13 protein-coding genes are annotated in these 13,284 nt (G+C 39.7%); 4 read left to right on the top strand and 9 right to left on the bottom strand.

Translation table 11 applies throughout. From position 1 onward, the window contains the following. Positions 1–63: 63 nt before the first annotated feature. Complete coding sequence (gene recU / locus IGI42_RS01255; RefSeq protein WP_438713773.1) at positions 64–675, top strand: Holliday junction resolvase RecU; 612 nt, start codon at positions 64–66, stop codon at positions 673–675. An 8-nt stretch (positions 676–683) separates the two neighbouring features. Next, positions 684–2,972: a PBP1A family penicillin-binding protein gene (locus IGI42_RS01250; RefSeq protein ID WP_438713772.1), complete on the top strand. Its 2,289-nt coding sequence runs from the start codon at positions 684–686 to the stop codon at positions 2,970–2,972. Positions 2,973–3,024: 52 nt separating this feature from the next. Here IGI42_RS01250 and nth read toward each other — a convergent pair whose 3' ends face one another. From nth to IGI42_RS01210, 8 genes are all read right to left on the bottom strand, one after another. After that, positions 3,025–3,675, bottom strand: coding sequence for an endonuclease III (gene nth, locus IGI42_RS01245; protein WP_438713770.1), 651 nt, complete (start codon positions 3,673–3,675; stop codon positions 3,025–3,027). Further along, entirely contained in the window at positions 3,665–4,378 is a 714-nt protein-coding gene (locus IGI42_RS01240; RefSeq protein WP_438713769.1) for a DnaD domain protein, read from the bottom strand. The genes nth and IGI42_RS01240 overlap by 11 nt, the downstream gene beginning before the upstream one ends. A 651-nt stretch (positions 4,379–5,029) precedes the next feature. Then, positions 5,030–6,376, bottom strand: coding sequence for an NADH oxidase (locus IGI42_RS01235; RefSeq protein WP_438713767.1), 1,347 nt, complete (start codon positions 6,374–6,376; stop codon positions 5,030–5,032). A 242-nt stretch (positions 6,377–6,618) separates the two neighbouring features. Further along, entirely contained in the window at positions 6,619–7,050 is a 432-nt protein-coding gene (locus IGI42_RS01230) for a Fur family transcriptional regulator (protein ID WP_438713766.1), read from the bottom strand. A 94-nt stretch (positions 7,051–7,144) separates the two neighbouring features. Then, positions 7,145–8,074 (bottom strand): cysteine synthase A, encoded by a 930-nt coding sequence (gene cysK / locus IGI42_RS01225; protein WP_438716993.1) that lies wholly within the window; start codon positions 8,072–8,074, stop codon positions 7,145–7,147. 118 nt (positions 8,075–8,192) lie between these two features. Next, positions 8,193–9,050 (bottom strand): glucosaminidase domain-containing protein, encoded by an 858-nt coding sequence (locus IGI42_RS01220; RefSeq protein WP_438713764.1) that lies wholly within the window; start codon positions 9,048–9,050, stop codon positions 8,193–8,195. Positions 9,051–9,230: 180 nt separating this feature from the next. Next, positions 9,231–11,225 (bottom strand): transketolase, encoded by a 1,995-nt coding sequence (gene tkt, locus IGI42_RS01215; RefSeq protein WP_438713763.1) that lies wholly within the window; start codon positions 11,223–11,225, stop codon positions 9,231–9,233. Positions 11,226–11,322: 97 nt separating this feature from the next. After that, the gene (locus IGI42_RS01210) at positions 11,323–11,565 is read right to left on the bottom strand and encodes a DUF896 family protein (protein ID WP_438713761.1); all 243 of its coding nucleotides are present in this window, start codon (positions 11,563–11,565) and stop codon (positions 11,323–11,325) included. 133 nt (positions 11,566–11,698) lie between these two features. On the opposite strand from IGI42_RS01210, the gene lexA reads away from it, so the two are divergent. Next, complete coding sequence (gene lexA, locus IGI42_RS01205; RefSeq protein ID WP_438713759.1) at positions 11,699–12,322, top strand: transcriptional repressor LexA; 624 nt, start codon at positions 11,699–11,701, stop codon at positions 12,320–12,322. Positions 12,323–12,428: 106 nt separating this feature from the next. Further along, positions 12,429–12,704 (top strand): hypothetical protein, encoded by a 276-nt coding sequence (locus tag IGI42_RS01200; protein ID WP_438713758.1) that lies wholly within the window; start codon positions 12,429–12,431, stop codon positions 12,702–12,704. A gap of 57 nt (positions 12,705–12,761) precedes the next feature. On the opposite strand, the gene IGI42_RS01195 is transcribed toward IGI42_RS01200, so the two are convergent. Beyond that, positions 12,762–13,274 (bottom strand): adenine phosphoribosyltransferase, encoded by a 513-nt coding sequence (locus tag IGI42_RS01195; protein ID WP_438713757.1) that lies wholly within the window; start codon positions 13,272–13,274, stop codon positions 12,762–12,764. Positions 13,275–13,284: the final 10 nt, after the last annotated feature.

Below are 13,284 nucleotides of genomic sequence, written 5' to 3'. Positions count from 1 at the left end.
TTTTCTCTCTTTCAGATAAAAACAAAATAATTTGATATAATACCAAACAGGAGCGTGATAAACATGGCCTTCCGTTACCCTAATGGTCAACTATTTTCATCAAGTAGTTCGCCTAATGAACATGCGAAAATAACGAAGCGAACAAATTTTGCCAATCGTGGGATGCGTTTTGAAGAAGCCATCAATCAAAGCAATGAGTATTACCTCTTCCATGATATCGCAGTTATTCATAAAAAACCAACCCCACTTCAAATCGTCAAGGTGGATTATCCTAGACGAAGTGCGGCGGTTATCAAGGAAGCTTATTTTAGACAACCTTCCACAACTGATTATAATGGTGTATACAAGGGACATTATTTGGACTTCGAAGCAAAGGAAACTAAAAACAAGACTTCGTTTCCATTTAAGAATTTCCATGAGCATCAAATTACTCACATGCGGAATTGTTTAAAGCAAGGTGGGATTTGCTTTATATTATTATGGTTTTCCAGCATCGAACGTTGTTTTTTTCTGCCCAGTGAAATTTTAATCACTCTCTGGGAACAGCAAGCATCCGGAAAAAAATCCATGACTTTAACCCAAGTTGAAAATGATGGGATTGAGATTTTTCCCAAGATTGCACCAAGAATTCCCTACTTAGATGCTGTTGATGAATTTATTTGTAAAAAGGAGTAGCTTAAACTATGGCAAAAAAATCTCGTTCAGAGAAGCGACCTAAAAAGTCGGTAAAGACAAAAAAAGGCACCGCCAAACGTTCAAAACAAAAGGCGAGCCTTCCTATCAAGATCTTAACAGTTATCGTTGGCTTTCTTTTTTTAGTTATGCTGGCAGGTGTTGGTCTGTTTTTCTTCTATGTAAGTGATGCACCCGAGCTGACTGAAAAAGCACTAGAAGCCCCCGCGTCTTCTAAATTTTTTGATACTAGTGGCACTGAGTTTGAAGACTTAGGAGCTGAAAAAAGAGAAATCGCTAACGCCGATGAGATCCCTCAAGAATTAGACGATGCGATTGTGTCGATTGAAGACCGCCGCTTCTTCGATCATAATGGGATTGACCCGATTCGAATTGTCGGTTCAGTGATTCACAACCTTAGAAGTGACACCATTCAAGGAGGAAGTACTCTAACCCAACAACTGATTAAGTTGTCTTACTTCTCCACTGAAAGTTCGGATCAAACCCTCGAGCGTAAGGCTCAAGAAGCTTGGTTGGCTTTGAAGTTAGAACGTGAAAAATCAAAACAGGATATTTTAACCTACTATATTAACAAGGTTTACATGGCAAATGGCGTTTACGGCATGAAGACTGCCGCAGAAACCTACTACGGTCGTCCGATGAACGAATTGACTATCGCAGAAGTTGCTTTACTAGCTGGACTGCCGCAAGCACCGAGTGCCTACGACCCTTATCTTCATGCAGATGCAGCGAAAGAACGACGTGACACGGTACTCTACACTATGTTGGAAAACAATAAAATTACTCAAGCCGAGTATGATGAGGCTGTAGCTTCTGACGTCCAAGCAGGCCTACAACCATTGGAAACAAACAATGAGGACCGTCGTATTTCAGACAATTATATGAAAGAAGTAATTGCCGAAGTTGAACGAAAAACAGGAAAAAATGTTTATACTGATGGGTTAGAAATCTATACCAATTTGGATATGGACGCTCAAAAACAGCTTTATGATATCGTGAATTCGGATCAATATATTCAATATCCCGATGATGAGCTTCAAGTTGCCGCAACTTTAGTAGATGTTAATACGGGTAAGGTCACTGCTCAAATCGGAGGTCGAAACATTGCTGCCGATGTTTCATTAGGCAATAACTTAGCAGTAAGTACCAACCGCGACTTTGGTTCCACGGTTAAACCATTGACTGATTATGGTCCGGCTATCGAATACTTGCAAAAATCAACGGGCACGTACATTCAAGATGCACCGTACAATTATCCAGGAACTAAAACACCTGTTATGAACTGGGACAACAGTTATTACGGCAACATCACCTTACGTCAAGCATTGTATGATTCGCGAAATGTTCCAGCAGTAAAGCTTTTTGATGAGGTTGGTGCTAATCGAGTTTCCGAGTTCTTAGGTAAATTGGGAATAAAATATGAAAACATCCAGTTGTCCAATGCTATCTCAAGCAACACACAAACACTTGATAATACTGAATATGGTGTGTCTACTGAGAAAATGGCCGCAGCCTATGCCGCATTTGCCAATGGTGGGACTTACTTTGAGCCACAATATGTCAGTCGTATTGTTTATCCAGATGGCACAGAGCAAACCTTCCAATCTGAAGGTGAAAAAGCCATGGAGACTTATACTGCTTACATGATTACGGATATCCTTAAAGATGTAATTACCCGAGGAACAGGTACCAACGCTCGAATACCTTCTTTGATTCAAGCTGGTAAAACGGGCACATCAAATTATACAGATGATGAGTTAGCACAGATTACTCGTTATGGCAGTGTTTCTCCAGATGTAACCTTTACAGGATATACTACTAATTACGCTCTTTCAGTTTGGACTGGCTACAATGAGAAACTGAAGCCGATCACCACCCAGTCAGACATGATTGCATCCAGTGTCTATCGAGAACTGATGCAATACGTTTCGGCAGGTGTACCAAATGTCGATTGGGACTTCCCAGATGATGTAGTACGAATTGGCAACGAGCTATACGTAAAAGGCGCTACTGATATACCTTATCAGGCACCAAGCTACTCTTACAACAATAACTATACGCCATACTCAACAGTACCAAGTACGAGTGAATCCAGCGTAGAAGAAACTATACCATCTTCTTCAGCAGATGTCACAACACCTTCCGAACCGGTAACTGAACCACAGCAACCAGGAACTGTTACACCTCAACCTGATCCGGGTACAACCCCTGGTACAGGTGGTGATGGAAACAATAATCAAGATCAAGGCGGCAATAATTCACCACCAACTACTCAATAGCTTATAAAAAATAGAACCTGAGAGCTTAACGTGATAAGCTTTCAGGTTCTATTTATTTGGTAATTTCCAACCGATCTTTTCCTTCTTGACACATATCCAACAATGGACAAATTTCACATTTAGGTGACCTTGCAAGACAATGGTAACGTCCAAAGAAGATCATCGTGTGATGCGTTTTTACCCATAATTCTTTCGGAACTTTCCGCATCAAGGTCTCTTCTACCTCAGTTACACTCGCCTTCAGTTTGCAGATACGGAGACGCTTACTCACTCGTTCAACGTGAGTATCTACTGCGATTGCTGGAACACCAAACGCATCCCCCATTACTACATTAGCAGTCTTGCGTCCGACCCCTGGCAACTTAATTAGTTCTTCACGTGTTTTGGGCACTTCTCCGCCGTACTCTGCCAGCAGCATTTCTGCGCATGCCTTGATATTTTTGGCTTTATTACGATATAAGCCGATTGTTTTTATTTTTTCAATGATTGCTTCAATCGGTGCCTGACTTAAGGCTTCTGGTGTCGGATATGCTGCAAATAATGCTGGTGTCGCTTTGTTGACTGAAACATCGGTAGCTTGAGCACTCAATATGACCGCAATCAGTAGCTGAAAGGGATTGTCTGAAACTAACTCACCATGTGCCTCAGGAAACATTTCATACATGCGCGAAATAGCTTCCATCGTTTTTTCTTTACTTAGCATCTGAATCCTTCTCCTTCAACCAATTGTACAATGAAACTTCGGGAAGTTCCTCAGATCCTTTAACTTCCTCTTTTTGCAGTAAAATTTGTTTGCGACGTTTTTGTTCTTCTTCCACCTGCTGCTTCGTTCGAATATTTTTCCGTTCCCAGCTTAATAAAACCCGATCAATGTAAGTTAAATTGTAAGCTTGATTTAAAACGGCTTCACGCAAAGCTAACGCAATTAGGTCCGGAGAATAGTGGTCCTCGTCCAACCACTGACCAATTCGCTGGTATTCAATGGCTGACAACGGACGACCGAATTCTTGTTCAAAGGACTGGTACATCTTCTTAATCGCCTGCTCCTCTGTCTGCTGTTCCACCTGAAATCGCTCCTGCTCTTTTAACACGGCCAGTTTTTCATAAGCCGGCAGCAAATTGTATCGGTCCTTTTGACGTCCGTGTTCGTCTTGGACCGTCTCTAACACGACAAAGCCTTTGTTAATTAAATCACCTAACAAGTTATAAATCTTTTCTTTGCCAATCCCCATAGATTCAGCAACATTCACTAAATCAGGAAAATCATTACCTGCTTGATTAGCTGCTAAGAGCTGGAGCCATAACATACACTCAAAAGTAGAAAGCCCTAAACGAGCATAATTTTTAAGCAAGAGATTGGACACTGTCGTTTGTCCATTTGCTAAATATTCTTCCAATGAAATCATTTTAAAGCCTCCATTCGTTCCTAGTGTACACTAATTAATAAAGTTAGCCAAGATTGCTTTTCACCCAATTAGAAAGGCTTCGCAAACTCGCTCAGCTTTGGAGTACTAAGACTAAAATTTTTAGAAACTGCCAAGAAACACGGTGATCGTAGGAGCTGATGTTGCTTGGTACCTACTTAGTGCTCCTCAAGTTTCTCCCAATTTTCGCTTAATACCGACTAGGCTAACTCCTTAATGCGGTAGTGAATTTTCTGCAAAAATTCACTTTATTCTCGTACGCATACCATTCCACTATGCCCTTCAAATCTGATACTCGCTATAACTTGATTAACTGATAAACCCGCTTTTTAAACTGCGAAAAGTGGAACTGGCAAGCTAGCTCCTTAATATGGTAGTGAATTTTCTGCAAAAATTCACTTTATTCTCGTACGCATACCATTCCACTATGCCCTTCAAATCTGATACTCGCTATAACTTGATTAACTGATAAACCCGCTTTTTAAACTGCGAAAAGTGGAACTGGCAAGCTAGCTTGTGAAACCAGATATCATTAGCATCGGTATTACAAGTGTTTCAATTGTGAAAATTTTATACTTTCTTTATTATAATTAAAAAGGTCTGAGGAAAATCCCTCAGACCCATAATGATTGATTAACTGTTGCTTTTTTCCAATGCTGCTTGTGCCAAAATATTTAAGTAATTCCAAGGACGGTCAAAATGCGGTTGGAAGAAGAAGTCTTGTAAAGCTAAGTCTTCTACAGTCATTTCATTTTGAACAACCACAGACATGGTATTAGCTGACTGAGTAATATCGTACTTAGAAACAAACTGTGCACCAAGAATGCGATTTGTTCCTTTTTCAGAAACTAATTCCATCAAAATCTTTTCAGTAGTTGGCATAAATTCAGGTCGATAATTATCCTCAATTAACGTAACATTTACGTCAAAGCCTTGTAATTTCGCTCCTTCAGCAGTTAAACCCGTTGATCCAATATTCCAACCGAACAAGTATAAACCTGAAGTTCCCTGTGTGCCACGATACTTCATTTTTTGTTCTGTCAAATTGTGACCAACTAACATTCCTTGACGTACTGCGTTTGTTGCCAACGGGATGTAGTTGTCTTTGTGCGTTGGATTGTAGTGAACGACTGTTGAATCTCCTGCAGCAAAAATATCAGGATCACTTGATTGCATGTACTCATTCACTTGGATTGCTCCATTAGGCAACATATCCACTTTGTCTTTTAATAATTCTGTGTTTGGTCTAAAGCCGACACATAAGATAACCATATCTGCATCAAATTCTGCACTAGGCGTTACAACTTTAGCAATTTTCCCATCTTCGTCCGCAACAAATTCGCTAACATTTTCACCTAAAGCCAATTTTACGCCACGGTTTTTTAGTTCTTCTTCTAGCAAATCAGTAAATGGTTGGTCAAGATACTTATTCAAAATACGAGAAAGTCCATCGATCAGGGTTACGTCTTTTCCAGATTCAGCAAAGGCTTCAACCAATTCGATTCCGATGTAACCACCGCCAACTACAACAACTTTTTTAGCACTTTTTGCTTCTTCAATGATCTTATTGGCTTGATTGTAGTTTTTACATAATAAAACATTTTTTGATTTAATTCCTGGGATTGGTGGAATAATTGGCCAAGAACCTGTAGTCATCACTAATTTATCATACTCAACAACTTTTTCTTCACCTGTTTTAAGGTCTTTAGCTGTTACTTTTTTCGCTTTTGTATCAACATTTGTCACATCATGTTCCATGTTCACTACTGCACCTAGAGAAGCTAATTCTTCCGGGTTAGAGTAAAATAGGCCTGCTGGATCCTTTACAACACCACCAACGTATAAGGCAATTCCGCAAGATAGGAATGAAATATTATCATTACGTTCAAATACGGTAACCTCCGCATCTGGATGAGTTGCTAAAATATTTTTGACAGCTGCTGTACCTGCGTGGGTACAACCGACAACAACGACTTTCATCTATATATCCCTCTTTCTTTGTAACAATTATTAGTTTGCATTGTAATGCACAATTAGTATAGCAGAATAGTGAAAAATCCCTATCTGATTTGCTCACAAATTGACTATTTTTTACTATCATCAGGAAAAATGTATCGCTTTCTTTAATAACACTAGTTATCATATAAGATTTTTAGCAATATGACACTTACTTTCATAATGTAATTCTGTTGTCAAAAAAAAAAAGCAAATCGTTTAACGATTTACTCTTTCTTTTGGCAATTCGGGCACAAACCGTATACTTCTAAACGATGTTCATCAATTTGATATCCAGTCAATTCACTAGATGCCATTTCAACATCTTCTAAACCTGGATAAAAGAAGTCTTCAATTTTCCCGCAATCCGTACAAATCGCATGATAGTGTTTTTGAACCCCAAAATCAAAACGGCTTGCAGCATCACCATAACTCATTTCTTGCACGATCCCAATTTCAACAAATTTACGCAAATTATTATAAATGGTTGCTACACTCATATTAGGGAAGCGACTTTCCAGTGAGCGGAAAATTTCGTCAGCAGTCGGATGAGTGCGATGTTCAATCAAAAACTCTAAAATCGCATAACGTTGAGGAGTAATTCGCACATTTGCCTCTTTTAGATCTTCAATCGCGTGTTCAACAGCATGATTAGCCATATTATCTTCCTCTCCTTATAATCTTTCTTAAATAATACTACTATTCAATTATAAAAGCTAGGCAGAATGCTAAATCTTCACAAATACGCAAAAATTATTTTTCAAAATTAAACAATTCAGTAGACAGATAGCGCTCACCATTATCCGGAAGAAGAATCAGTACTTTTTTATCTACAGGCATTGTTTTAGCTAAATCTAATCCAGCCTTCAGCGCTGCACCTGATGATATCCCTACTAAAATTCCTTCTTGTTTCGCAATTTCTCGAGCCGTTTCCATCGCTTCATCACCCGTCACTGCGATCACTTCATCGTAAACGGATGTATCTAAATTTTTTGGAATAAAACCTGCTCCGATTCCCTGAATTTTGTGAGGACCAGGTTGTCCCCCTTCTAAAACTGGTGACTCTTTTGGCTCCACCGCAATCACCTTGATGTCTTGATACATGCGTTTTAGTTCACGTCCCACACCTGTGATTGTTCCTCCAGTCCCAACGCCAGCCACAAAAGCATCTAATCCAGTGCTTTCAAAGGTGTCAACAATTTCTTGTGCCGTTGTTTTTTCGTGAACTGCAGGATTCGCCGGATTTTCAAATTGTGAAGGTACGAACCAGTCATTTTCCTTAGCCAATTCGTCAGCTTTAGCAATCGCACCCTTCATCCCATCTTTACCAGGTGTCAAAATTAATTCGGCACCATAAGCTTGCATCAGTTTTCTTCTTTCAATACTCATAGTTTCCGGCATGACCATAATTACTCTGTAACCCTTAGCAGCCCCAACCATCGCTAAACCAATTCCAGTATTTCCAGAGGTGGGCTCAATAATCGTTGTGCCTTCAGTAAGTTTTCCTTCTTTTTCCGCGCGTTCGATCATGCTTAATGCGATCCGATCTTTTACACTGCCCCCAGGATTAAAGGATTCTACCTTTACATAAACTTGTGCCATGTCATCAGAAACTAAGCGCTTTAATTTTACAATTGGTGTCTGACCAATTGTTGCTAAAATGGAATCATAAACCTTCGTCATCATTACGTCCTCCCTTACCTTATGTAAGTATAGTAAACGAAAAACTAGATATATGCTAGCAATATGGTCAATTATGTATTTTTTCGCAAAAAAAAGAAGCCTTTCAGCTTCTTTTTGATTATACAGTTAATTGTTGTCCCGGAATGATTGTTGCATCAACACTTATCCCATTGCTAGCTAGCAATTGATCAACGCTTGTACCAAATTTCTGGGCAATACTCCATAGAGAATCTCCATCCTGAACTGTGTACGCTTGTCCACTTGCTTGAGGTGCAACTTGCGCTTCAGGTTGAGCCGATTGCGTTTGGTCTGCTACAACAGCTGCTGTTGTAGTAGCCTCAATCGCCGTACCTGCTCCTGGTGTGTCAAAACGTGTTAGGTTATACATTTGAATTAAAGAGATTAATTTTCCAGCGTAACCTGGATCAGTTGCATAACGTCCAGTTAAGTAAACTGCTGCATCCTGATAGCTTGATGTATGGCTCTTCCAAGCACCTGCATAGTAAGAGTTACGCATAACATTTGCATGATCTAAAAATGATTCTCCATAACTATTGTAAACAGCAAATGGTTCAGACATAGTCACCCATTGACCGTTCAAATATTCTTGTGTATTCATATAAACACTTGGTCCGCCGCTGTATTCTTTTACACCGAATAAATTGTAATACGGTGCAGCCGATAATGTAGACGATCCAAAGCCCGTCTCAACTAAAGCTTGCGCTACCATAATGGATGCATACAAATCATTCGAAGATGACACTTGCATCGCAGAAGCCCCCAACTGCTCAATGAAAGCTGCCTGATCTTGTGTTTGGCCCATTTCTGCTGCAGAGGCCTTCACGGTATTCATTCCCATTACTGCCGGTGTTACAGCCAAAGCCGTGCCTAATACTGGTACAATCCGTTTTGCTTTCTTTGCTTTTTGCTGCCTTAAGTATTCATGTCTTTCGCTACGAGTCTTAAACTGGCTCATCATTTACCTCCAAATACCCTTCGTTTCATTTTTCCAATGTCATCACATTAAAAGTATACGCTATAATATTTTCTTAAACAATTCAAACACAGGATCTTCATTCATTTGTTAAGCTGTCGTAATATGCGTAACAAAAAAACAAAGTGCAGAAATATAACTTTCGCACTTTGTTCGTTAATTTTAAAGCTGATTGTAAGTATTCACTACATTCTCAACAGTAAAGCCAAATTGTTCTAATACAAATCCACCAGGAGCTGATGCACCGAAGCGATCAATACTGATCATTTTGCCAGCATCGCCAATGTAACGTTCCCAGCCGAATGAAGAAGCTGCTTCTACTGCTACACGTTTTGTAATAGCTTTTGGTAAGACTGATTCTTTGTAAGCTTCATCTTGAGCTTCGAATAAATCAAAGCTTGGCAATGAAACAACAGATACATCTTTGCCTTGTTCCTTCAAGACTTTTTGCGCTTCTACTGCTAAGTTCACTTCTGAACCAGTAGCAATCAAGATCCCATCAGGAGTGTCAGTTGCTGCCTTAGAAATTACATAACCGCCTTTAGCTACGCCGTCAGTGGCAATTTCTTTACTACCTGGTAAAACTGGCAAGTTTTGGCGACTCAATACTAATAAAGTAGGTTTGTCAGTTGATTCCAACGCTACTTTCCATGCAGCAGAAGTTTCGTTGCCGTCTGCTGGACGAATTACTTGAACATTAGGCATGCAGCGTACGCTGGCTAATTGTTCGATTGGTTCATGAGTTGGTCCATCTTCACCTACTGCTACTGAATCGTGGGTTAACACATAAGTAACTGGCAAGCCTTGAATCGCTGACATACGAATTGCTGGACGTAAGTAATCCGTAAATACAAAGAAGGTACCGCCGTACACACGAGTACCGCCGTGTAATTGAATCCCGTTCATAGCTGCTGCCATAGCGAATTCACGAACACCAAACCAAATGTTGCGGCCTTCATAAGAACCTGGTTGGAATTCTTGTTCGTCAGCAATCGTAGTATTGTTTGAACCAGATAAGTCAGCTGATCCGCCCCATACAGTTGGAACTGCTTTAGCAACTGCTTGAATGACTTCTTTACTTGATACACGACTTGCTTGGCTTGATCCTTCCTCGTAAACGGGCAGGCTTTCTTCCCAGTTTTCAGGTAATTTGCCAGCAAATGCATCTTTAAATTGTTTTGCTAACTCTGGATGGGCGTTTTCGTAGTTTTTGAACATTTCATTCCATTGTCCTTCAACTTCCGCACCCTTGTCTAGCATATCTGCTTTGAAACGTTCTGCTACTTCTTCTGGCACTGTGAAATCAGGATATTCCCAGCCATAGACAGCTTTAGCTGCTTTAATGCCGTCATCTCCGATTGGTGCTCCGTGAACAGCAGAAGTACCTTCTTTTGGAGAACCGAAGCCGATCACTGTTTTAATTTCAATTAAGGTAGGTTTTTCGGTTTCTGCTTTGGCTTCTTCAATTGCTTTGCTGATGGCTTCTAAATCATTGCCGTCTTCCACTAAAATATGTTGCCAGCCATATGCTTCATAGCGAGCACCCACGTTTTCAGTGAAGGCTTTATTTGTTGGACCATCTAAAGAAATATCATTTGAATCATATAGGACAACTAATTTTCCAAGTTTCATATGTCCAGCCATCGAGCTAGCTTCTTGAGAAACGCCTTCCATTAAGTCTCCATCACCAACGATAGTATAAGTGTAATGATCCATTACATTGAAGCTATCACGGTTGTAAGTAGCCGCTAAATGAGCTTCAGCCATCGCCATACCTACAGCCATTGAGATTCCTTGACCTAATGGGCCAGTAGTTGCTTCTACGCCATCAGTATGTTGGAATTCTGGGTGTCCAGGTGTTTTACTTTCCCACTGACGGAAGTTTTTCAAGTCGTCAATTGTAACTTGATAGCCCGCTAAATGTAACAAGCTGTACAACATTGCTGAACCATGACCGGCAGATAAGATGAAACGATCGCGGTTTGGCCAGCTTAATGAAGTCGCTGGATTCACGTTCAAGTGTTTTGTCCATAGGGCGTAAGCCATAGGTGCCGCTCCCATTGGCAATCCTGGATGACCAGAATTGGCTTTTTGAATCGCCTCAATACTTAACGTGCGGATCGTGTTAACACCTAACTGATCAATTTTATCAAACAAAATAATACGTCCTCCTTTTTGGTGATAAATACTTTTATTCCACATCCATTGTAACCGATTTATTTTCTTATTTCAATTGAAAAATGGAATATTCACATTATTTTCGATTATGAAGCCCTTTTTTCTTTTGAATATCCTTTAGTTTTTCAGGGGTTACATCTTTGCCATCCGGATCAACGATTTTCATTCCTTCAATGTGATGGCGCATGCCGCTGCGAAAAGAAGACAGGTATTCTTCACGCAAAACTTTCTGCTCGTGCAGTTCTGCTTTATTTAACCCTTCAGTTTTTTTCTTTTTTGCTAATTCATTAATTCGCGCAATCTTTTCATCTGAAATCATTTTGTGCACCTCGCTTCCGCTCTCCATTATACAACAAAATGACGCCGATAAAAAAGCAAAAGAAAGCGAACGCTTGTTTGATTTATCAAAAAAAATATGCTAAACTGAAAAAAAAGAAAAGAAGGTGTGAGCATTGGCAAAACGAACTGAAACAAAACAATTAGAAGTTCTGCGTTTCATTCATGAACGCGTTGAAAATAAAGGCTATCCACCAACTGTTCGTGAAATTGGAGAAGCAGTGAATCTTTCTTCTACTTCTACTGTTCATGGACACTTAGCACGCTTAGAAAAAAAAGGCTTAATTTTACGAGATCCTACTAAACCTCGGGCTATTGAACTGACCTTAGATGGTCTGGAAAAAATTGGTGTTCAGCCCCAAGTCATTCCGATGCTTGGAATCGTCACTGCTGGTGAACCAATTTTGGCTGTTGAAGAAGCTTCAGACTTTTTCCCAGTACCACCAGACTTGGCTAGTGAAGAAGGCAGTCTGTTCATGCTAACTATTCGCGGTGAAAGTATGATTAATGCGGGTATCTACGATGGTGATCACGTAATTGTTCGAAAACAAGCGACTGCTGTCAATGGTGAGATTGTCATTGCCATGACAGATGAGAATGAAGCGACCTGTAAAAGATTTTTCCATGAGACAGACTTCATTCGTCTACAGCCAGAAAATGATCAGATGGAACCAATTATATTAGACAATGTTTCTATCTTAGGTAAAGTTGTTGGTTTGTATCGGAATCACATCTATTAATCGGGAAATTTTTTCCGATTAATTTTTTTCTTTACAAATCGAACAAACATTCGTATAATACTTATACAAACATTTGTTCGTATATTTTATTAGGGGTGGATTATTTATGAAAGCAGTAAGAAGATTTGGCTTAATTATTGGATTTTTGTTACTTGGATTAGTGATTGGTAAGCTTGGATCGCTGGCTACTATTGTTGTCTTCTCCGGATTGTTCATCGTTTGGTATATGCTTTGGGATGAGAAAAAATATGCACAACAATATGAACAAGAAGCCTACTATTATGAAGAAGACTACGACGATGAGATGACTGAAGAGGTTTACTATATAGATTCTTATGATTACTACGATTATTATGACCATCACTACCACAAATCTGCATAAGAAAAAGGACTTGAAAATCGTTTCTGATTTTCAAGTCCTTTTTTATTTCAATGAATGTTAATAATCCATTAAAGTTAAGATATCATAGCTTTCGATTTTATCACGACCATGAAGTTCATCTAGTTCAATCAAGAAAGCACAGCCAACTACAATTCCACCTAATTTTTCAACTAAATCGATAGTTGCCTTTACAGTACCACCAGTTGCTAATAGATCATCCGTAACTAATACACGTTGACCCGGTTGGATAGCATCTTTGTGAATTGATAGTATGTCTGTCCCATATTCTTTTTCATACTCTACATCAATGGTCGCTCTTGGCAATTTGTTCGGTTTACGAACCGGAGCAAAACCTACACCCAATTCAAAAGCGACTGGACAACCAACAATAAAACCGCGTGCTTCAGGTCCGACCACCATGTCGATTTGCTTTTGGCTAGCGTATTCAACAATTTGTCTGGTAGCTTCACGGTAAGCATCTCCGTCAGCCATTAAAGGTGAAATGTCACGAAAGACAATCCCTTTTTGCGGGTAATCAGGTATGCTAGCAATATAATCTTTTAAATCCATCTTGTATTTC

This window comes from Enterococcus sp. AZ109, assembly GCF_051714625.1.
Classification (GTDB): domain Bacteria; phylum Bacillota; class Bacilli; order Lactobacillales; family Enterococcaceae; genus Enterococcus_A.
Note: the sequence above shows the minus strand (reverse complement) of the source record. Positions and strands in the feature narration are given on the sequence as shown.